Here is a 23071-nt window from a genome sequence, read left to right as displayed (position 1 = left end):
TCTCGCTATACTTTTCTTAAAAAAGGATAGGAGATAACAATATGCGTTTAATCTCGATATGCCCAAGCAATACGGAGCTTGTAGCCTATTTAGGACTGACAGACCAGCTTGTTGGAGTAGATGATTTCTCCGATTGGCCATCCAGCGTTAAAGATTTGCCACAGCTCGGCCCAGATTTATCTATTAATATGAACGATTTAGAGGAATTACAGCCCGATCTTGTTCTTGCTTCATTAAGTGTGCCTGGAATGGAGAAAAACATCGAGGAATTGCAAAGAAGAAATATCCCACATATTGTTTTTAATGCTAACTCGTTAGAGGAAATTGCTCAAGATCTCCTTTCACTCGGGAGAGCTTGTCATGTAGAAGAACGTGCTAAAAAAATTGCGGAAGAATATTTGCAATCGATTGACAAAATGCGTACGGTTGCAAAATCCCTCATGAAGAAACCTACCCTTTATTGGGAATGGTGGCCGAACCCTATTTTTACACCAGGAAAAATAAATTGGTTAACAGAAATTAGTGCTATTGCAGGTGGAGTCAATTTATTTCAGGATGTCGAACTAGCCAGTGTTCAAACAGATTGGGCAGATGTTGTTAAACGAAAGCCTGACTACATCATGATGGCTTGGGTAGGCGTAGCTTTTGAGCGTATACAGCCAGCCAACTTATTAAAGCGCCCCCATGCTAGTGAGCTACATGCCGTGAAAATGGAACAGCTCCATGTAATGGAGGAATGGCTTTATTGTCGCCCTTCTCCCCGCCTTATTGAAGGGGCTTTAAAGCTAGCTAAAATATTGCACCCTCAACAATATGAACATATAAAATTGCCAAGTTTTTTATCATAAAAAAACAACATCCCCTTTTTAGTCGGGGGATGTTGTTTCAATCATTACACAAACTTCACCATATGATATTTTTTCTTACCGCGGCGAACAACGCTAAATGCATCCTCTAGACGATCCTTTGCATCGAATACATATTCTAAATCCGTCACTTTTTCTCCATTGACACTAATTGCACCATTTGAAACGTCCTCACGCGCCTGACGTTTCGATGATGAGATGCCAGCTTCCACTAGAAGGTCTACAATATTTTTATCTTCCTTAGCCATTTCAATAGAAGGAACATCTTTAAAGGCATCCTTCATTTCTTCAGCAGAAAGTGCTTTTAAATCGCCTGAAAATAACGCTGCCGTAATACGGATAGCTTGCTCTAACGCCTCTTGACCATGAATTAATCGTGTCATTTCCTCAGCAAGTGCTTTTTGAGCCTTACGTAAATGTGGCTCTTCCTCTACAGAAACAGCTAATGCTTCAATCTCTTCACGAGTAAGGAATGTGAATATTTTCAAGTATTTGATCACATCTGCATCAGCAGCATTGATCCAGAATTGGTAGAACTCATATGGAGATGTTTTCTTACCATCTAACCAAACAGCACCACCAGCTGTTTTACCAAATTTCGTACCATCAGCTTTCGTTACTAATGGAATCGTAATTCCAAAGGCTTTAGTTTCTTCTTCATGAGTTTTACGAATAACCTCTAAACCTGTTGTAATATTACCCCATTGGTCAGAACCGCCTACTTGAATACGACAATTGTAGTGGTTGTATAAATGATTGTAATCAATCCCTTGAATTAATGTATAAGCAAACTCTGTGAAAGATATCCCCGTATCAAGTCGAGAAGCAATTGTATCTTTTGCCAACATGTAGTTAACATTAATTAATTTCCCATAATCACGTAAAAATTCAATCGTATTTATATTGCCGATCCAGTCACGATTGTTCACAAGCTGAGCACCATTACCATCTTTAGCAAAGTCAAAAATACGTTCTAGTTGACCGCGGATACCTTGAACATTTTTATCGATTTGCTCCACAGTTTGCAATTGACGCTCTTCTGAACGGCCTGAAGGATCTCCTATCATACCTGTAGCCCCACCCACAAGTAAAATTGGACGGTGACCAGCTTTTTGGAAACGACGTAAAGTTAAAAGCGGAACAATATGTCCAATATGCATAGAATCTGCTGTTGGATCTACACCACAGTATAAAGAGACAGATTGTTCTTCTAATAATTTTGCCATACCATCAGCATCTGTTTGTTGATATAGCAGCCCACGCCATTCTAAATCTTGTAATAATTCGTTTGTCATGATGATTCCTCCTATTGATTGAAATTCGCTACGTGCATGGACAAATTCATGAGATAAAAAAAATCCCTACACGCAAACAATTGCATGCAGGGACGTTAAATTGTAAATTAACGCGGTACCACCCGGCTTGAAGATGTCATCCACCTTCCACTTCATTCAATCGCCTTTATCGCAGGCGCGCACGTCTAAGCTCCAAGCACGTAATTCATCTCTACATTATGACCAGTTTTCACCAACCACTGGCTCTCTAAACAGGGAATATAGAAACTACTCCAAACTCTTCATCACTAGAAAACTATAACCATTATTCTAAACGAATCTATTTCAAAGTCAATAACTATGTTCGAGCTAAAACAATATGTGCTATAATAAACAAGATTTTAGGAGGTCGATACATTGAAAGATTGGATTGAAAAAATCAATGCAAAGATCGATACATTAATTGAACAAAAATGGATGAAGAAATTACGTATTTCAGGTAGCGTTACCTGGAACTTATTTTTACTATTTTTAGTCTTTGCATTGGTTGGCACTGTATTTGTCGGTTCAGTAGGAGCTGGTTATTTCGCTTCTCTTGTAAAAGAAGAGCCCTTACGCTCAAAAGAAGAATTGCGAGATCAAATTTTTAGCTATGAAGAAACAAGTGAGATTTATTTTGCCAACGATATTTATATTGGAAAATTACGGACAGATTTAGATCGCCGTGAAACTTCACTTAAAAATGTTGCACCAGATGTTCTTAATGCTGTACTAGCAACAGAAGATGAATATTTCCGTGAACATAACGGAATTGTACCAAAAGCGGTTATACGAGGCTTATTACAAGATGTTACGAATTCTGCTACACAGACAGGTGGCTCTACCCTAACGCAACAACTTATAAAAAACCAAGTATTAACCAATGAAGTTTCCTATGAACGTAAAGCAAAAGAAATTTTACTTGCTATGCGTTTAGAGCATTTTATGACAAAGGAAGAAATATTAGAGGCTTATTTAAATATTATTCCATACGGTCGTAACTCTTCAGGGCGCAATATTGCAGGTGTAGAAACAGCCGCGGAAGGGATCTTTGGTGTGAAAGCTAAAGATTTATCACTAGCGCAAGCAGCTTACATAGCTGGTATTCCTCAGGCGCCATTTGCTTACACACCGTTTACAAATACGGGTGAACTGAAAAGTGAGGAAGCTTTAAAACCAGGTATTGATCGTATGAAAACAGTTCTTTATCGTATGAAAGAAGCTGGTTATATTGACGATGCACAATATAAAGAAACACTTAATTATGATATTGCTGCTGACTTCCGTGGTCCAGAAATGCGAGCGGAGGATCGTTATCCATGGCTTACATATGAGCTTGAGAGTCGCGCAAAAGATATTATTGCAGAAAAACTCGCAGAAGATGACGGTATTGACCCAGAGCGATTAAAAACAGAAAAGAAATTAAAAGATAAATATAAAATCTTAGCAGATCGTGATGTTCGCTCAAAAGGTTATCGTATTTATTCAACCATTAACAAAGATATGTATGATGCCATGCAAAAAGCTGCTAAGGACTTCCAATATTATGGCCATACGTATACTGGTAAAGGGAAGGATCCTGTAACTGGTGAAGAAATTGATATCGAAATGCCCGTACAAGTGGGTAGTATTTTAATGGAAAATACGACGGGTCGAATTTTAAGTTTTGTAGGTGGTCGAGATTTTAATACAACTCAAGTTAACCACGCAACACAAGCTTATCGTTCAAATGGTTCTACGATGAAACCATTACTTGTTTACGCTCCTGCTATTGAGTACGGGGTAATTGGTGCAGGTAGCCCACTCGTTGACGTAAAATTCTCAATCGGTTCATGGAGCCCAAGTAACTATATTACTAGTGATGAACGAGGACTTATTCCAGCACGCGAGGCTTTAGCAGATTCTCAAAACATATCAGCGTTACGTTTATACAATGATATTATTAACAAACGTCCTGCTGATTTATTAGTAAAAATGGGATTCACAAAATTACACCCCGATGATTTCACTAACCTAGCAACTGGTATCGGTGCTTTAAGTGAGGGGACTACTGTAGAAGAGAATACGAATGCCTTTGCTACTTTTGCAAATGGTGGTCAATTCGTTGATGCTTATATGATTGATCGAATTGAAGATCAAGAAGGAAATATTATTTACAAACATGAAGTAGAGCCCGTTCAAGTATTTAGTCCAGAAACGTCCTATATTGTGACGGATATGCTACGTGACGTGTTAACAAAAGGAACAGGAACTCTTGCACGTAACACATTAAAATTCTCTTCAGATTTTGCTGCAAAAACAGGGACTTCTCAAGAGTATAAAGATGTTTGGTTAGTTGGTTATAATCCAAATGTATCTCTAGGTGTTTGGATGGGTTATGACCAACCTCGTACATTGTACGCATTTAATAATACGTACCAACAGCCAAGCGTTCGTGTCAATAAACTATGGGGTACTTTAATGAATTCCGTTTACGATGTGGCTCCTGAGTTTATTGATCCACCAACAAGCTTTAAGGCACCTAAAAATGTGGTGACCGCTTCGTTCTGTGGTATTTCTGGGATGGCACCTTCTGCAGCCTGTGCAGACGCAGGTTTAGTCCGTTCAGACTTATTTAATGCGAAAGTATTTTTACCTACACAACCAGATGATAGTTTAGCTGCTTCAAGTGTTGTAACGATTAAAGGAAAAACTTATAACGCATTACCAAGTACACCAGCAGAATTTGTTAAATCAGGTGGCGCAGGTATTAATCAAGCGTTCATTAAACGCATGTTAGGCCGTCTTGGCGGTAATCCAGCAAGTTTATTACCAAAGAATTCAACTTTATCAAATTCATCTGTTTCAGCAGTTGATTTCCCTGCAGATGGAAGTGCACCTGCAGCGGTAACGGCATCCGTAAATGGCTCAACTTTATCTTGGACGGAGTCATCAAACGATGTAGTTGGTTATCGAATTTATAATGTTACAAATGGAGGCAACACATTAGTAACGTCCGTTCTTGAATCTACACAAAGTATTACGGTTGCTAGTGGACAAGCCTATGTTGTAGTGGCTGTAGATATTACAGGCTTAGCATCACCACATTCTAATGTAGCCTCTACTGGTGGTAGTGATGATGAACCTGACCCAGAGGATAATGGTCAAGAGACAATTCCACCGACAACACCGCCTACAAATGGCAATGGGTCTGGTAATAATGGGAACGGTTCAAACAATGGAAATGGATCAGGAAACGGCAATGGATCTGGTGGCAATGGCAACGGCTCCAACAACGGCAATGGGTCTGGCGGCAATGGTAACGGCTCTAACAACGGCAACGGTAACGGTGGTAACGGCAACGGCTCCAACAATGGCAATGGATCTGGTGGTAACGAATCAGGCCAACCGGAAGATGGCTCAAACGGAGGAGACAACAGCAATACTACTCCCCCAGAAACGTCAAGCCGATAAACAATTTCGTTTCAGTATCAAACAGACTTACTACAATTCACTTTTGATTTGTAGTAAGTCTATTTTTTTGTCATTATTAAGAAGACTACTATTTTGAAGGAGAGGGAAAATATGAACATATTAGTTTTAGGTGGCACACGTTTTTTTGGAAAAAAATTAGTGGAACTTTGCATTGAGAATGGACATGATGTAACGATTTTAACACGCGGTCAAAGCGGCAATCCTTTTGGGACAGCTGTCAAACAATTAATAGTTGATCGGGATAACCATGACGCACTAGAAAATGCTCTCGCCCATACAACATGGGATATTGTTTATGATAATATTTGCTACTCTCCTAACGAGGCACATACTATTTGTGAGCTTTTAAAAGGGAAAACGAAAAAACTTGTCTTTACGTCTACTCTTTCAACCTACGAAGTAGATGGCAAGATGAAAAAGGAAGAAGATTTCGATCCTTACCATTATCAAATTCTTATGGGGGATCGAGAAGAATTTTCCTATGGAGAAGGAAAACGACAGGCTGAGGCAGTGTTGTTTAAAGAAGCTTCATTCCCTGTTGTTGCCGTACGTTTCCCAATTGTTATGGGCGAACATGATTACACACGTCGCTTGCATTTTCATGTTGAACGTATTTTACATGATCAGCCAATCTCATTACCAAATATCGATGCACAGATGAGCTATATTACAGATGAAGAAGCTGCTGAATTTTTATATTTTGTAGGCGTTACGCCTATAGAAGGACCGTACAATGCTACGGCTTCTGGTGCCATTTCATTGAAGGAACTTCTTGCATTGATTGAAGAAGAGAGTGGAAAGCGCGCAAAAATTTCTCTTGTTGGTGGCGATGAAGAATCACAATCACCATATGGTGTACCAGCTGATTGGTATATGACGAATGCGAAAGCAGAGAAAGCAGGATTTACATTTACTCAACTTCGTGATTGGTTGCCAAATTTAGTTAAAACTTTAGTAAAACAACTTCAATAAAAAAGAAAGACAAAGAGTCTGCAAAATACGCAGCAGATTCTTTGTCTGTATATTAATATAATATAGTCTTTAAAATAGCGACGGCTTCATCTATCTCTTCCTTCGTTACCGTTAAAGGTGGCAATAAACGAATAACATTCGGACCTGCCCCCACTAACAAGAGACCCTTCTCCTCTGCCGCTGCGATATAATCCGCTACTTCTGTTTCGCCACAGCCAATTCCAAGCATTAAGCCCTGACCCTGAACGGTATAGTTAGAAGGTAAATGCGCTTTTAATTGTGCTGCAAAATACGCTGACTGATCTTGTACTTGCTGTAAAAATGCCGGCTCAAAAACATGGCTTAAGACAGCTTGAGCTACATTCATCGCAAGAGGGTTGCCACCAAATGTAGTGCCGTGTGCACCTGGACTAAAGGTTGCATAAAGCTCGGCAGTTCCTAGCATTGCCCCTACTGGGAAGCCACCACCTAGGCCTTTCGCTAATGTCACAATATGGGGCTTTAACACAGTTTGCTCAAAGGCATAGCGTGTTCCTGTTCTTCCTATTCCTGTTTGTACTTCATCAATAATAAGTAATATTCCCTTGTCATCACATGCTTTCGCAATCGCGGCAGCGAATTCTAACGATACACAGTTAACACCACCTTCTCCTTGAATCATCTCCAGCATAATGGCTGCTACAGAGTCATCAATAGTAGCTTCTAGTGCGGCAGCATTATTGAATGGCAATATCGTAAATTTTTCAACGAGTGGTCCAAAGCCGTTATGTATTTTGCCTTGACCTGTTGCAGACATTGCTCCGAATGTGCGACCATGGAATGATTTTTCGAAAGTAATAATGTGATTTTTCCCTGTATGTTTACGCGCTAACTTAATGGCCGCTTCATTTGCCTCCGCTCCACTATTACAGAAAAAAGCATGTGCCAAATGCGTATGAGCGATTAATTTTTGAGCCACCGTTTCCTGGCCAGGGATATCAAAAAGATTCGATATATGCCACAGCTTTTCACTTTGCTCTTGCAGTGCCTGCACGATGGCAGGATGGGCATGCCCCAGACTCGCTACTGCAATACCACTAGTAAAATCTAAATATTGTTTTCCTGTAGAATCCTCTACAATGGTGCCCTGCCCTTTGACAATTTGTGCACGACGTTTACCGTAGTTCCCGAATAAAGCACTCATATTATCATCTCCGCTTTTATTTGAAATGGTCTTCTTTCAACATCTATACTTTTAATACGATCTTATTAGAACACTAGGTAGCATGAAGTTTGTCGGAAGTGACAATCGTAGTGCCCATCAATGTCTCTCCAACAATTTGCACGGAAGGTATACCTGCACGTAAACAATCGATAGCACCTTGTACTTTTGGAATCATTCCCCCATAAAGATGCCCTTGTTCTATCCATTGATGAATGAGAGAGGGTGTTGCCATTGTTTGATATTCATCGTAAATTCGAATACCGCTTACATCTGTAACAAGTAATAAGCTATCTGCCCCTAAGGCTAATGCCATTTCACTTGCGACTGTATCACCATTAATGTTTAAGGCCAGACCTGCTTCACTTGCTCCAACACAAGCAATAACGGGTATAATTCCCACTGTCAATAAAGCTTCAAGTAAGGCTGTATTGATGGCTTTTACTGCTCCAACAAAACCATACACGTCTTTATCCAAATAATCCGCCACCATTAATTGACCATCAAAACCGTTTAGCCCAATGGCCTCAATGCCAGCACTAGTTAATTCATGAACTAAAGCAGGGTTAACCTGCCCAATCAAAGTTGATTGGACAACATTCATAGCTGCCTCATTTGTCACACGTATACCATTTAATGTATGCGATTCTATGCCTCGAGCAGCTAATTCACGATTAATAGCTGGGCCACCGCCATGAGTAATAATAAGCTCCACACCGCTATCTTGTAGCTTTTTAAAATTAATAAAAAAGTCTTTATTTAAGCCCTCTAGTGTACTACCTCCGAGCTTGATTACCATTCGTTTACGAGCGGTATGATGCGTTGATTTGGACGTAGTCATAGGTTAAGTCACATCCCCAAGCATGCCCCTTACCTTCACCCATACCAAGGGACACATATATTTTCACTTCATGCATTTTTAAAATTTGTATTAATTCATCCTCCGAGAAAGGGATTGGTTCGCCGTTTTCTACCATTGTAGCGCCACCGATTTGAATCGTAATTTTATCTGGATCTACAGTGGCACCACTATACCCTATTGCTGCAATAATTCGTCCCCAGTTCGCATCACAGCCAAAAACAGCAGTCTTTACAAGTGGTGAACCTACGACGGTCTTCGCAATCTTACGTGCCTCTTCATCTGAAATTGCGCCAACAACTTCTACTTCAATAAGCTTGGTTGCCCCTTCCCCATCCTTAGCAATCATTTTTGCTAAATCTTCTGCTACTGTTTTCAATGTGTAATAGAAATTTAACCAATCTGGATGCTCAGGTGTTAACGTCTGATTTCCGGCGATACCGTTCGCCAATACAACAACAGTGTCGTTTGTAGATGTATCCCCATCTACTGTAATGGCATTAAATGTGAGGTTGGTAATATCGGATAATGCACTTTGTAATACATCAGATTCTATTTGGGCATCTGTCGTAATAAAGCCCAACATTGTTGCCATATTTGGTTCAATCATGCCTGAACCCTTCGCAACACCAGCGATAATGACTTCCTTACCATCTACCGTTGTACTATAGCTTGTGTTTTTCATAACTGTATCTGTCGTTAAAATCGCCTGTGCAAAGTCAATGGCACTTTCTAAATTGTCCTTCGGTTCTAGCTGTTGAACACCGTTTATTACTGGCTCCAACTTCATCATTTCGCCAATGACACCCGTTGAACAAACTCCAACCAATTCAGGAGCAATCCCTAATTTTTCAGCCGCTTGCGCCTGCATGATTTGGGCATCCTTCACGCCCTGCTTCCCTGTACAAGCATTCGCATTACCCGAATTCACGATTATTGCCTGCATTTTTCTTGTTGTGTAAACAACTTCCTTTGTTACTTTTAATGGGGCTGCCTGCACAGCATTTGTTGTAAAAACACCAGCAACACTAGCTGGTACCTCGCTTACTAAAATCGCTAAATCTTTCTTCTTATGTTTTAAACCACAATGTAACCCAGCTGCCTTAAACCCTTTTGGTGAAACGATATTTTTACTTGATAACTTTTTCATTACATTTATAGAAGTAGTAACAGTCATCCATAATTCCTCCTTTTTTTCATCAAACTAAACATGGGAAGTGTTAAATAAAGAACGGTACGACATCCAGACCTGTCGTTTGCGGTAAGTCAAATTGTACATTCATATTTTGAATAGCTTGGCCTGCAGCCCCTTTGACTAGATTGTCAATCACACTAACTATCGTGGCACGATTTGTACGAGCATCTACTTTCACCAAAATATCGCAATAGTTGGATCCCTTAACACGATTAGTCCCTAAGCTAGTAGCATCTGTAACAATTCGAACAAAGGGATGCTTATCATAAGTCTCCTGCAGGCAAGCAACCAACTGAGCCTCTGTAACACCTGTCGTTACAGGCGCATAGGATGTTGCTAAAATCCCTCGTGTCATAGGTACTAAGTGAGTATTGAAAGTTATATTTGTTTCTACATGAGCAAACATAGATAAAGCTTGTTCTATTTCTGGTATATGTTGATGTGTATTTACTTTATAGATCGAAAAGTTTTCATTCGTCTCGCTAAAATGAGTTGTTTGTGACGGCTTATTGCCAGCTCCTGAGATGCCACTTTTCGCATCAATCACTAAAAAACTCGGATCAATTAAGCGTTCTTTCACTAGCGGTAGTAATGATAACAACACCGCTGTTGGGTAACAACCTGGGTTAGCAATAAGAGTAGCTTGCCGTATATGCTCTGAATTCCATTCCGTTAAACCATAAACACTTTGCTGAACCGTATTAAATGGCGCTGCTTTTTTGCCATACCACGCTTCATAGCTTGCAAGATTTTTCAACCGGAAATCACCAGATAAATCTATTAATTTCGGGCCTGTGTTCACCAATGATGGTAGTAACTTACTCGTTACACCAGATGGTGTACTTGTAAAAACTACATCAAATTCCGCTAAAGTATCTTCCTCTATTTTTTGTAAAGGCCTATCAACAATCGTCATAAGATGACCAAATTTGGAAGAAAAAAGCACTCCCTCCTCGGAAGAAGTAAATAATGCTAGCTGCTCTACAGCCGGATGATTATGTAAAAACCGAATAAGCTCTAGCCCACCATAACCTGTTGCTCCAACAATTCCTACTTTCAATGCACTCACCTCTAAAATAAGTTAAAAACAGTATACGTCTGCATAAATATTAAGTCAACTGAATTTTTATTTATTTATGTATTTTTTCAGTACAACATGACGTCTCTTCAAAACACGTCTTCAGTATTGTAAATGCAGAAAAAAGAAGGCAAGAATCCTTTCAACGATTGAATGAACCCTTGCCTTCTTTTTATGCATATACTGTATAAATATCAATTGATGTCTTTTACTTTATCAGTCTTCCATCGTCGATAAGTCACCCGTAGGTAAATTTAACTCCCACGCCTTCAGCACACGACGCATAATCTTACCACTGCGTGTTTTTGGTAGTTTTTCCTTAAATTCAATTTCACGTGGTGCAGCATGAGCCGATAAGCCTTTTTTAACAAAATCTCTTATATCCCCAATTAATTGATCTGAAGGTTCAACACCCTCTCGTAAGGATACAAAGGCCTTTATGATTTCCCCTCGTACTGGATCTGGTTTTCCAATGACTCCTGCTTCAACAATATCTGGATGCTCCAATAGCTTGCTTTCCACTTCGAAAGGTCCCACACGCTCTCCAGCCGTCATAATGACATCATCCACTCGACCTTGGAACCAGAAGTATCCGTCATCATCCATATAGGCAGAATCTCCAGATACATACCATTTCCCTTTTAAGAAATAAGATTCATAGCGTTCTGGATTGCCCCAAATTTGACGCATCATAGCTGGCCAACCCCGTTGAATAGCTAAATTCCCCATTGTAAACGGCGGTACTTCGTTACCAGCATCATCTACAATCGTCGCATGAATACCTGGAAGTGGTTTTCCCATTGATCCTGGCTTAATATCCATAGAAGGGTAATTACAAATCATATGCGCTCCTGTTTCTGTCATCCACCATGTATCATGGATTCGGTGACCTAATTCTTCTACTCCCCAACGAATCACTTCGGGGTTCAATGGTTCACCGACAGATAGCACATGACGTAAAGATGATAGGTCATAGCTTTCAAGCAAGCCACTTCCTGCCCCCATCAGCATCCGGAATGCAGTCGGTGCACTATACCATACCGTAACACTATAATCTTCAATGGCTTGATACCATGCTTGCGGTGAAAATCTTCCTCCAACAATCACCATTGTCACCCCATTTAACCAAGGACCAAAAATACCATAGGCTGTCCCTGTCACCCATCCTGGATCAGCAGTACACCAATAAATATCATCCTCACGTAAATCAAGTACCCATTGCGTAGATTGGTATTGTTGAATCATTGCATTATGAACATGCAGCACTCCTTTTGGAGCACCAGTTGATCCAGAGGTATAGTGAAGAATCATCCCATCTTCTCGATCTACCCATTCCATATCAAACTGAGCTGAAGCTTCTTTCAATCGTTGATTAAAGTCTAGAATTTGGGATGTTTCTTCAATATTTTCCCCTATTAAAAAGATATGCTCGAGTTGCGGTAATTTAGCGATAGGTACGCGTTCAAGTAATGCCGGTGTAGTAACTAATACTTTCGCCTCACTATCTGCTAGCCGATCATACACAGCGCCTTCCATAAATGCTTCAAATAATGGTCCAACAATAACCCCCATCTTCAGCGCACCTAATAATGAAAAATAAAGTTCAGGAGATCGTGGCATAAAAATAAATAAACGATCACCTTTTTGTAGATTAGTAGATGTTTTAAGAACGTTGGCAGCCTTGTTTGTTAACCTTTTCATTTCATTAAATGAATACGCCTCTTTACGTTTACCATCATTAAAATAAAGGGCAACTTTATTTTTACGATGTGTTTCTGTATGGCGATCAATTGCCTCATACGCCATATTCACTAAACCTGTTTTGTACCAGCTAAATGCTTTTTCCGTATCAGCCCAATTATGAGACTTTGCCACTTCTTCATAATTCATTAAATGGTGCTGACCAGCAAAAGCCGTTAACTTCTCTTTCAATTTCATCCCCATGAAACTACCCCTTTCTTTGCTTTCACTTGAAACTGTTCATTTACTATTTTCAGTAATCCCCTCTGCTGAAATAATAAATTTACGTTCTAAGTAAAAGATAGGTGAGCTTTTGTTATATAACAGTTTTTCACATTGCAAATGATAGAATTATTAATTACACTACTTTTATCTGTTAAATAACAGAAGCAATATATTATATTTTACACGAATTTAAGGAGATTGTCTTAATATTTTCACTTTTCCAAAAATACAGGTATATTTTGCAAAAATAAGCGTTTTTACGCATGAAATCAGCTATAATGGAATTATTAAACTCAGGTGGTGGCATTATGGAACATAAAAAAACTTTTTTTTCTGTCAAAAGGGAAACTAAGCATGGTACTGTGTATGTGGAAGGACCTGTTCCTCCAGAAAAATTAGCTACATATTCTTTCCATGAGGGCTTGGTTGCCTTTAGACCTCCAAAACAGCAACAACAAGCTATTATTGAAATTGCAGGGCTTCCTGAAGGGCGTATCGTTATTATTCGAAACGAAGATATCGTTGTAGGCTATGTGACCTATCTCTATCCTGATCCACTTGAACGGTGGGCAGAGGACCGAATTGATGACATGATTGAATTAGGTGCCATTGAAGTGATTCCCGACTATCGGGGAACCGGTTCAGGAAAAGCATTACTAGCCGTTTCATTTATGGGCGATGAAATGGAGGATTATCTGGTGATAACTACCGAATATTATTGGCATTGGGATTTAAAGGGGACTGGCTTAAATGTTTGGGACTATCGCAAAATGATGGAGAAGATGATGAGCTCTGTTGGATTCGAATATTTTGCTACGGATGATCCAGAAATTACATCACACCCAGCAAATTGTTTAATGGCGCGCGAAGGTAAACGCGTGCCTCCTGAAACAATTGAAAGATTCGATAGGCTTCGTTTTAGAAATCGTTTCATGTATTAAAACCAATGCAAAGGGGATACGTATATGATCGTAGAAGAAATTATGAATGAGGAACCTTACACATTAGCTCCTACCAATACCGTGTTGGAGGCACTAAAGCTAATGCGTGACAAAAAAGTTCGCCATTTACCAGTTATAGATGAGGAACGTCACGTTCTAGGGGTGATTACAGAACGGGACATTAAAGAAGTTTTGCCATCATCTTTACAAGATGAACCTAATTCTCCTGTTTTTCAAGCAAAAGTAGAAGAAATAATGGTTAAGGATCCACTTGTTGGTCATCCACTTGATTTTGTTGAAGAGGTCGCTCTTACCTTCTATGAATCTAAAGTAGGTTGTTTACCTATTGTCTCTGGAGAAAAATTAGTAGGAATAGTTACTACAACGGATTTACTCTATACATATATAGAGCTAACCGGTGCTACGGAACCTGGCTCAAAAATTGAAATTCGAGTAGCTGACACGCCAGGTGTTTTATTTGAAATAACAAAGATATTTCATCATCATCATGCCAATGTCCAAAGCGTCTTAGTGTATCCTGATTCTGAAAATACGCAAAATAAAATTTTAAGTGTCCGAGTAAAAACACTGAATCCTTTAGCTATGATTAACGACCTTCGCAAAGAAGGCTTTGATGTGCTATGGCCTAATTTACCAGGTGTTTCGTTATAATGAAAAAGGCTGTATTCGTTTACTCGCCAGAACAACTCGGATATAAATTTTCAGATACACATCCTTTTAATCATAAACGCTTGACGCTAACGATGGATTTACTAAAAAATATAGATGCACTCGATGATGTAGATATTATTCCAGCACGTGTTGCAACAGAAGAGGAGCTACTGCTTGCCCATGATCCTAAGTATATTGATATCGTGAAGAGGGCAGGACATGGAGAACTATCGGTAGCCCAATGTGAAAGCTATGGTATCGGTACAGAAGACACACCGATTTTTGAAAATATGCATGAAGCAAGTGCCCAATTAGTCGGTGGAACGTTAACGGCCGTTGATTATGTAATGGAAGGTAAAGCTGAGCATGCCCTCAATCTTGGAGGAGGGCTACACCACGGTTTTCGTGGTCGCGCATCAGGATTTTGTATTTACAATGATAGTACGGTTGCGATTCGATACTTACAGGAAAAATATAATGCCCGTGTACTATATGTCGATACAGACGCACATCATGGAGACGGTGTACAATGGAGCTTTTATGAGGACCCGAATGTTTGTACATTGTCTATTCACGAAACAGGGCGCTACTTATTTCCTGGAACAGGCAATATTACTGAGCGAGGCAACGGACAAGGGTATGGTACATCCTTTAATTTCCCTATGGATGCTTTTACAGAGGATGAAAGTTTCCTAGAAATCTATGAACGATCTATGCGAGAGGTTTTCGAATATTTCAAGCCAGATGTTGTGCTCACACAAAATGGAGCAGATGCCCATTATTTTGATCCTTTGACACATCTTCATGGCACTATGAATATATATCGTGAAATTCCAAAGCTCGCACACCAATTAGCCCATGAATATTGCGATGGTAAGTGGATTGCGGTGGGTGGAGGTGGCTATGATATATGGCGAGTTGTTCCACGTGCTTGGTCCATGCTCTGGTTAGAAATGACTGACCAGGCGTTACCAACAGGACCTCTTCCACAGGCATGGCTTGACCGATGGCAATCTGAAGCTCCCGTTCCTTTTATTCCAACTTGGGAGGACCCGAATCCTTTATATGAGCCCATTCCACGTAAGACAGAAATAGAAGAAAAAAATGCTCAAATGTTAGCAAAAGCATTACACCTTATTCGCAATGAAAAACGAGATTAACACCTTTCCTCACGAATTTTCGTGGGGTTTTTTTCATTGGTTTAAAGCTACATCCCCCTGCGCTCCATTTTAAATAAAAAACACGCAAATCCTCGATAAGATTTACGTGTTCCTATATGTTATTTACTTTTGACGGATTGTCGATGTTCAATACGATGGGGTAAAATTACCGCCTCATCCTCGACCGGTTCCTTACTCATCAATTTAGTAAGTAGGCGCATAGCAACAGCACCAATGTCGTACAGTGGTAATGCAACACTTGTTAGTTGTGGACGAACCATTCGTGCTAGCTTAGAATTCTCAAAGCTAATCACTTCGATATCCTCTGGAACATTTTTACCGGCGTCTTGTGCACCATGAATTAAACCAATTGCCAATTCATCACTGCCCGCAAAATAGGCTGTAGGTGGTTGTTCAAGCGCTGATAAAATCTCCCAAGCTTCTAAGCCCATGTCATAGCTAGATTCTTCAGCAGCAATTAATGCTTCATCTATTGGCAAGCCAGCATCCTGTAATGCTTTCTTATAGGCTGCTAGCTTGAATTTTCCGTTAATTGTATACGAAAGTGGGCCCGTTACGAAACCAATGCGTGTATGACCATTTTGAATCAGTAAAGATATCGCTTCATAGGCCGCTTGGAAATAGTCAATATTGACAGTAGCTATTGTTTGCGATTCATCTACAGAGCCTGCTAATACAATTGGGACCGGTGAATGATCCATTGTTTGTTGCATCCTTTCTGTTACTTCATCACTCATCATCACAATACCATCTACTTGTTTGCCAAGCATAGTATCAAGTAACTGTAACTCTTTATCTTCATGTTGATCTGAGTTGGCTAAAATAATATTATAACGGTACATTGTGGCTATATCCTCTACACCACGAGCCAGCTCTGCATAAACATTGTTTGCAATATCTGGGATAATCACGCCAACTGTTGTTGTTTTCTTACTTGCTAATCCACGCGCTACTGCGTTTGGACGGTATTCTAATCGTTCAATTACTTCTAGTACTTTTTTTCGTGTTGCTGGTTTTACGTTTTGATTACCATTGACTACACGAGAGACCGTTGCCATAGAAACATTTGCTTCTCTTGCAACATCATAAATTGTAACAGTCATCGTACGTGCCTCCCTTTTTTCCTATTATAGCCTTATCATACGATAATTTTCATATTATTTTCAAGAAGAACTACGTAAAAACCAAGTACTAATAGTCCTATTCTAGACATTATTTTGTCACGATATAACAAACACCGCCTGCCAAAGTAAGCAAGCGGTGTTAGCTGTTAACAATTAAGCATGGATTTCATGATTTTTCATGAATTTTTGTAGTGTTTCATAGAATGCGTCGAATGTTGGGATGTCCATTTGTTGTTGTGAATCAGAAAGTGCTACAGATGGATCTGGATGCACTTCTGCCATAACACCATCAGCACCGATTGCAATGGCTGCTTTGGCACATGGTAACAATAAATCACGACGTCCTGTTGAGTGTGTAACATCTACGAATACTGGCAAATGCGTTTCTTGTTTTAACACTGGTACGGCAGAAATATCTAATGTATTACGAGTTGCTTTTTCATAAGTACGAATACCACGCTCACAAAGGATGATATTTTCATTTCCTTTAGACATAATGTATTCCGCTGCATGGATGAACTCATCAATCGTTGCAGCTAAGCCTCGTTTTAGTAGGACAGGTTTATTAGTTGCACCTGCTGCTTTTAATAATTCAAAGTTTTGCATATTTCGTGCACCGATTTGAATCACATCAATATAATCTAATGCTTCCTCTAAATGACCTGGCGTCACAATTTCAGTAATAACGCCTAAACCATATTCCTCAGACACACGTTTTAAGATTTTTAAGCCTTCTAATCCAAGACCTTGGAAGTCGTATGGAGAAGTACGTGGCTTATAAGCACCACCACGGATTAGCTTTTCACCTTTTGCCTTAATAGAAGCCGCTACTGCAGCTACTTGCTCATAAGATTCAACGGCACAAGGACCAAATACGAAAGATGGCTTCCCTTGTCCAATTAATTCACCATTAATATTAATGACTGTATCTTCGGATTTCTTCTTACGAGATACAAGTAATTCTTTCTTCTTATCAGCTTCAAGTTGTTTTAAAGCTGTTTTAAAGATTTGTTTAAATATATAATCTACCGTCATTTGGTTTAATGGACCTTGGTTGTGTTCTTTAATAAGATCAAGCATGTGTCTTTCACGCAGTGGGTCATAGCGATTTACACCTTGTTTTTCTTTAATTTTACCGATTTCATCAACTACAGCTGCACGTTCGTTAATAAGACGAAGAATTTCTAAGTTTAATCCGTCGATTTGACTACGTAAGCTTTCTAAATCTTTTTGGCTCATGCTTTCTTGCTCCTCTCCTCATGACAGACACTTTCAGAACTCTGAAATGTATGTTACATTTTTAGATAATAGCAATATTATAATCAATGTTGTTCAGAATGTCACGCATTTTTAATTTAGCGCTTCAACTCGCTAAATTAAAATTGAGATATAACGCGAAAGGAAGCGATTACATTGAGTTCTAAATTATTTGCACTTGATATTGGTACACGCTCAGTGGTCGGAATTATTCTTCAAGAAGAAAATGACCATTATCATGTAGAAGATATTGTAGTGAAAGAGCATAAAGAACGTGCCATGGTGGATGGTCAAATACATAATGTCATGTATGTGGCAGAATTAATTAATACAATAAAATATGAACTTGAAGAGAAACACGGTCCCCTGACGAAAGTAAGTGTTGCAGCAGCGGGCCGATCCTTGAAAACTGAACAAGCTAGCGTGACGATCAATATACGTAATCGTCCTATTTTTACAGAAGAAGATATAAGTCGCTTAGAGCTCCAAGCAGTTCAACAAGCCCAACAGCAACTTTTACAACATAAAGAAGATGCCAAAATAAGCCACTATTACTGCGTAGGCTACTCAGTCCTCTACTATCGCTTGGATGGTGAAGAAATTGGCAGCCTCTTAGATCAACAAGGAGACGAGGCACAAATCGAAGTCATCGCTACGTTCCTACCTCGTGTTGTAGTCGAATCACTAATTGCCGCTTTAAAACGAGCTGATTTAGAAATGGAAGCTTTGACATTAGAACCTATTGCAGCTATTAATGTCCTTATCCCTTCCACGATGCGTCGTTTAAATGTGGCTCTTGTCGATATAGGCGCGGGTACTTCTGATATTGCCATTACCGATAAAAGTACTGTTGTAGCCTATGGTATGGTTCCAACAGCAGGCGATGAAATAACAGAGGCTTTAAGTGATCATTATTTACTAGACTTTCCTGTTGCTGAAATAGCGAAACGTCAGCTTCAAACGGCAGAAGAAATATTAATTCAAGATATTCTTGGTTTTGATCAGTATTACCCAAAAGCTGAAGTTTTATTAGCAATTGAACCTGCTGTCAAGCAGCTTGCAAAGTCCATTGGAGAAGAAATTTTACGACTCAATAACCGTGTGGCTCCAAAGGCTGTTATGCTTGTTGGCGGAGGTAGCTTAACACCTAACTTAACAACAGAACTTGGACTAGTCCTTGATTTACCAGCAAACCGTATAGCTGTTCGAGGCATTGATGCTATTCAAAACCTGACAAAAGAAGAGCATATCAAAGCATCGCCAGAGTTAGTTACGCCAATCGGTATTGCCATAGCAGCGAAAAAAATGCCTATCCAATATATGAGTTTAACGGTAAATAATCAGGTGGTTCGTCTTTTTGAGCTAAAAGAAATGACAGTTGCAGATGCTTTTTTAGCGGCTAATATCCGCGCTAAACAATTGTATGGAAAACCTGGCCACGGCTTATCTATTAGTGTTAACGGACAAGATATCTTCATTCCTGGTGGTCATGGACAGCCAGCTGAAATATTAGTCAACGGACAACAAGCATCAACGAAAACACTAATTAAAACAGGCGATGCCATTCAGCTAGTGGAGGGACAAGATGGACAGCCAGCGACAGTAACGGTGAGAGATCTTATTGATCATGCTGCAATCAAGACCATAACTATTCAAAATACAAAATATGTCATTGAGCCGAAAATTTCAGTCAATCACTCACCCGCATCGCTGGATACAGTTTTGAATGATCGTGATAGTGTCGTTTTTGAGATAGCTGAAACCATTGAGGAAATTTTTAAAGTCACAAACAACTGGCATTTATTGAAGCAATTTGAGTCTTATACAATACATGTCGATGGACAGCCTTTATTTTTACCTGAGTTTTCTTCCCAATTAACGATTAATGGGAAAACTACTAAATTGAGCTATGCTGTGCAAGATGGTGACATGATTAACTTTCAGCAGCAATCATTGCCAACTGTTCAGCGCATTGCAGACCAAATGAATCTTTTACTGGAAGATAAAATCATCATTCATTTCCAAAATGAAGTAGTGGAGCTTTCCAAAACAGTACATGAAGCACTGGTCAATCAAATGATAGTAGCTCCTCTTTCAACTGTGCCCAATGGAGCCACTGTATTATTTACAGAGAAGGATCGCAGTCGTTGGATTTATCAAGATGTATTTCGCTTTTCTAATTGGCAACTCCCAAGCACATTCAAAGGAAATTTTACGATTTTAAGAAACGGCCAGCCTGCAAGTTTTGATATGGAGATTTTCGGTGGCGATCGACTTGAAATACTATTAGCTGAAACCCCTATCGTATAAAAAAAGGGATACGTTACACGATGATCATGTAACGTATCCCTTTTCGTTATGCATTATGCACGTACTTCTTCATTTGAGTCTTTTGCTTCGTCTTTTTTCTCTTCTGCTTTTACTTCTTCGTTAGGAATAAACTCCTCAAGTGGTTCTTCACCCTCAAAGGAAACCGTTCCATCATCAAAAACTGTAGGAGCCTTTGCTGTTTTTAAAGTTTTTACTTTCTCCACTAATTGTGTAGATTGTTCTTGAATTTGTTTAGAAAGTTGAACTGTTTTATCTTTTGCAGTTGTCGAGAAGTCTGCACTCTTATCTTTTAAATGAACTGCTTGTACAGCCACTTCACTACGTAAATCTTTTCCTGATTTTGGAGCCAACAGTAGACCTGCTGCAGCACCTACAATTCCACCTACTAATGCGCCAATCACAAAATCTTTCATGTTTACACGCTCCTCTTCATAAATCGAATCTTGCGAATGATAAAGCTGAGGCAATGAACTTTCAAGCTGTTTTTCCTTTACTTCATTAAAATTTGGCTTTTGAGTTGTCATGCAACAATTCCTCCCCATCATATTATCAAATTTGTCTAGACAGGTTGTCCATCTACTTTTTACAGATGCATGTTCAACTTATGTCCAAGACTTTATTTTTATTCAGACCGTATCATGTACTTACTGAATAATTTTTACTATTTACGACCCCATTTTCTTTTCGGCTTTTCTACTTGAACCGTTTCAAAGCCATACACATCCTCAGATACAGTTTCTTGCTCTATGATTTTGCGCTTTTTCCATTTATCAGCAATGCCCATTGCAACATTGCTCCACTGTACAACTTGCGCAATTTTTTCCTCATTTTGTTCTACACTTTTAGAAACAGAAGAAGTAATTTGCTGTACAGAATTATTTAAACCATTAACAGACTCACCAATACCTTTAACAGCTTGAACCACTGAATTTAACTGTTCAGATTTATGTTGAATATCCTCTGCTAAGCTATTTGTTTTGGATAATAAAGAAGTTGTTTCTCGTGTGACCCCTTCCATTTGGCCTTCAATACCTGATAAAGTACCAGATAAACTGCTTAAGATGGACTTGAGCGAGAATAATGTCATTCCTACACTCACACATAAAATTAAAAACCCGATTGCAGCGATAATGGCTGCAATATACAAAATCACTTCCATAAGTTGACCTCCTGCTAGTAAATTCTCTTTACTATTACTTTCCCTATCTTCGACAAAAAAAACGGAATTCCTGCTCAAATTTTAAAAAAACAGCTTAACCCCTACGGACTAAGCTGTTTCATCGTTTTTAAGCACGGCTTCAAAAGCATCTTGGAATTTATGAACATCTCCAGCACCCATAAATAAGAATACTGCGCCTTGATGTTTTGTTAGTATATCAATTCCTTCAGTGGTAATCACTGCACTGCCCTCGATTAATGACGCCAAATCTTGAATAGAAAGTGCGCCTTGCGTTTCTCTTGCAGAGCCAAAAATATCACATAAATAGGCTGTATCTGCAAGGCTTAGACTATCTGCGAAATCTTGTAAAAAAGCTTGTGTACGTGTAAATGTATGTGGTTGGAATATAGCAACTAGTTCACGATCTGGGAACTTTTGTCGCGCTGATTGAATGGTAGCACGAATTTCCGTTGGATGATGGGCATAGTCATCTATTAATACATTATCCCCTATATCTGTTTCAGTAAAACGTCTTTTTACACCTTTATACGTGTACAAACGATCCTGAATAATATCCGGTGAAATTCCTTCATATTCGCATAGAGTAATGACCGCTAATGTATTTAAAATGGCGTGATCCCCAAATAATGGAATGAAGAAAGTGCTATAAAATTCATTACGAACAAAAACATCGAATTTTGTACCTTCTGTCGTTTTTTCAACATTACGAGCCTCGAAATCATTCTCAGATCCAAATCCATAATAAACAACCGGAACTTTTGCTTGGATACGTTGAAGCTGTTCATCATCGCCACATGCAATAATAGCTTTCTTTACTTGTAAAGCTAATGATTGAAAAGCAGAATAGACATCATCTATATTGGCAAAGTAGTCTGGGTGATCAAAATCAATATTTGTCATCACTGCATAGTCAGGATTATATGCTAAAAAGTGTCGGCGGTATTCACACGCTTCCATCACAAAGAAGTCAGCATTCGCATGACCAGCACCAGTACCATCACCAATTAAATACGATGTTGGTTTATAACCACCTACCACATGTGCCATTAAACCTGTAGTTGAAGTTTTACCGTGTGCACCTGTTATGGCAATGGATATATAGTTACCAATATATTCTCCTAAAAATTTATGGTAACGAATAATCTCTACGCCGATTTCTCGGGCACGAATTAATTCTGGATGATCATCAGGAAAAGCATTACCTGCAATTACAGTCATGCCTTCTTTAATATTATCTGCATTAAATGTAAAAATTGGAATATTACGTTCACGTAACGGCTGCTCCGTGAAGAAATATTTATCGACATCTGAGCCCTGTACTTGTTCACCAGCATCAAATAAGATTTGTGCAAGTGAACTCATGCCAGAACCTTTAATGCCTGTGAAATGAAAAACTGTCATTAATTAAACCCCCCGGGAATTTCAATATCCCATCTATCATCTATTAGGTGTAACGTATTAT

Annotated in this window: 18 protein-coding genes and 1 other annotated feature; of the genes, 7 read left to right on the top strand and 11 right to left on the bottom strand. The window is 39.2% G+C overall.

Features of this window, described 5'->3' with window-relative positions; genetic code table 11:
* Window positions 1-41 precede the first annotated feature (41 nt).
* Window positions 42-848, top strand: coding sequence for a cobalamin-binding protein (locus KVT27_RS12470; protein ID WP_036149441.1), 807 nt, complete (start codon window positions 42-44; stop codon window positions 846-848).
* Between the two features lie 44 nt (window positions 849-892).
* Here the strand turns inward: KVT27_RS12470 and tyrS are convergent, their stop codons facing one another.
* Complete coding sequence (gene tyrS, locus KVT27_RS12465; RefSeq protein ID WP_036149444.1) at window positions 893-2161, bottom strand: tyrosine--tRNA ligase; 1269 nt, start codon at window positions 2159-2161, stop codon at window positions 893-895.
* An 85-nt stretch (window positions 2162-2246) separates the two neighbouring features.
* Window positions 2247-2455: a binding site (T-box leader), on the bottom strand.
* 102 nt (window positions 2456-2557) lie between these two features.
* On the opposite strand from tyrS, the gene KVT27_RS12460 reads away from it, so the two are divergent.
* Together KVT27_RS12460 and KVT27_RS12455 are read left to right on the top strand one after the other, a co-directional pair.
* Window positions 2558-5632: a transglycosylase domain-containing protein gene (locus tag KVT27_RS12460; RefSeq protein WP_036119604.1), complete on the top strand. Its 3075-nt coding sequence runs from the start codon at window positions 2558-2560 to the stop codon at window positions 5630-5632.
* Between the two features lie 111 nt (window positions 5633-5743).
* Window positions 5744-6625 carry an NAD-dependent epimerase/dehydratase family protein gene (locus KVT27_RS12455; RefSeq protein WP_036119607.1) on the top strand — a complete coding sequence of 294 codons (882 nt, stop codon included), beginning with the start codon at window positions 5744-5746 and terminating at the stop codon, window positions 6623-6625.
* A gap of 52 nt (window positions 6626-6677) precedes the next feature.
* Here KVT27_RS12455 and KVT27_RS12450 read toward each other — a convergent pair whose 3' ends face one another.
* The 5 genes from KVT27_RS12450 to acsA all read right to left on the bottom strand — a co-directional run bounded on the left by KVT27_RS12450 (window position 6678) and on the right by acsA (window position 12896).
* A complete protein-coding gene (locus tag KVT27_RS12450; RefSeq protein WP_036119610.1) occupies window positions 6678-7808 on the bottom strand; it encodes an acetylornithine transaminase in 1131 nt (376 codons plus the stop codon).
* 73 nt (window positions 7809-7881) lie between these two features.
* Window positions 7882-8667: an acetylglutamate kinase gene (argB, locus tag KVT27_RS12445; RefSeq protein WP_036119614.1), complete on the bottom strand. Its 786-nt coding sequence runs from the start codon at window positions 8665-8667 to the stop codon at window positions 7882-7884.
* The gene (gene argJ, locus KVT27_RS12440) at window positions 8630-9862 is read right to left on the bottom strand and encodes a bifunctional glutamate N-acetyltransferase/amino-acid acetyltransferase ArgJ (RefSeq protein ID WP_217581418.1); all 1233 of its coding nucleotides are present in this window, start codon (window positions 9860-9862) and stop codon (window positions 8630-8632) included. Before argJ ends, argB begins: the two co-directional genes overlap by 38 nt.
* A gap of 43 nt (window positions 9863-9905) precedes the next feature.
* Window positions 9906-10940, bottom strand: a complete 1035-nt coding sequence (gene argC, locus KVT27_RS12435) for an N-acetyl-gamma-glutamyl-phosphate reductase (protein ID WP_217581417.1) — start codon at window positions 10938-10940, stop codon at window positions 9906-9908.
* Window positions 10941-11174: 234 nt separating this feature from the next.
* Window positions 11175-12896 (bottom strand): acetate--CoA ligase, encoded by a 1722-nt coding sequence (acsA, locus tag KVT27_RS12430; protein ID WP_217581517.1) that lies wholly within the window; start codon window positions 12894-12896, stop codon window positions 11175-11177.
* Between the two features lie 335 nt (window positions 12897-13231).
* On the opposite strand from acsA, the gene KVT27_RS12425 reads away from it, so the two are divergent.
* From KVT27_RS12425 to KVT27_RS12415, 3 genes are read left to right on the top strand one after another with little or no spacing between them, the layout of a single operon-like run.
* Window positions 13232-13864, top strand: coding sequence for a GNAT family N-acetyltransferase (locus KVT27_RS12425; RefSeq protein WP_008176754.1), 633 nt, complete (start codon window positions 13232-13234; stop codon window positions 13862-13864).
* A 24-nt stretch (window positions 13865-13888) separates the two neighbouring features.
* Complete coding sequence (locus KVT27_RS12420) at window positions 13889-14536, top strand: acetoin utilization AcuB family protein (protein WP_036119624.1); 648 nt, start codon at window positions 13889-13891, stop codon at window positions 14534-14536.
* A complete protein-coding gene (locus KVT27_RS12415; protein WP_036149449.1) occupies window positions 14536-15696 on the top strand; it encodes an acetoin utilization protein AcuC in 1161 nt (386 codons plus the stop codon). Before KVT27_RS12420 ends, KVT27_RS12415 begins: the two co-directional genes overlap by 1 nt.
* Before the next feature lie 119 nt (window positions 15697-15815).
* Here the strand turns inward: KVT27_RS12415 and ccpA are convergent, their stop codons facing one another.
* Window positions 15816-16820 carry a catabolite control protein A gene (gene ccpA, locus KVT27_RS12410; RefSeq protein ID WP_217581416.1) on the bottom strand — a complete coding sequence of 335 codons (1005 nt, stop codon included), beginning with the start codon at window positions 16818-16820 and terminating at the stop codon, window positions 15816-15818.
* A 174-nt stretch (window positions 16821-16994) separates the two neighbouring features.
* Window positions 16995-18080, bottom strand: a complete 1086-nt coding sequence (locus KVT27_RS12405; RefSeq protein WP_008176746.1) for a bifunctional 3-deoxy-7-phosphoheptulonate synthase/chorismate mutase — start codon at window positions 18078-18080, stop codon at window positions 16995-16997.
* Between the two features lie 174 nt (window positions 18081-18254).
* On the opposite strand from KVT27_RS12405, the gene pilM reads away from it, so the two are divergent.
* A complete protein-coding gene (pilM, locus tag KVT27_RS12400) occupies window positions 18255-20408 on the top strand; it encodes a pilus assembly protein PilM (RefSeq protein ID WP_036149450.1) in 2154 nt (717 codons plus the stop codon).
* Window positions 20409-20461: 53 nt separating this feature from the next.
* Here pilM and KVT27_RS12395 read toward each other — a convergent pair whose 3' ends face one another.
* From KVT27_RS12395 to murC, 3 genes are all read right to left on the bottom strand, one after another.
* Window positions 20462-20953, bottom strand: coding sequence for a YtxH domain-containing protein (locus KVT27_RS12395; protein WP_217581415.1), 492 nt, complete (start codon window positions 20951-20953; stop codon window positions 20462-20464).
* Window positions 20954-21090: 137 nt separating this feature from the next.
* The gene (locus tag KVT27_RS12390) at window positions 21091-21588 is read right to left on the bottom strand and encodes a DUF948 domain-containing protein (RefSeq protein ID WP_036119636.1); all 498 of its coding nucleotides are present in this window, start codon (window positions 21586-21588) and stop codon (window positions 21091-21093) included.
* Between the two features lie 108 nt (window positions 21589-21696).
* Complete coding sequence (murC, locus tag KVT27_RS12385; RefSeq protein ID WP_036149452.1) at window positions 21697-23010, bottom strand: UDP-N-acetylmuramate--L-alanine ligase; 1314 nt, start codon at window positions 23008-23010, stop codon at window positions 21697-21699.
* Window positions 23011-23071 lie beyond the last annotated feature (61 nt).

Origin of the sequence: Lysinibacillus sp. GbtcB16, from assembly GCF_019091145.1 — a bacterium.
GTDB lineage: Bacteria > Bacillota > Bacilli > Bacillales_A > Planococcaceae > Lysinibacillus > Lysinibacillus fusiformis.
This window is presented reverse-complemented; position numbering and strand designations above follow the sequence as displayed.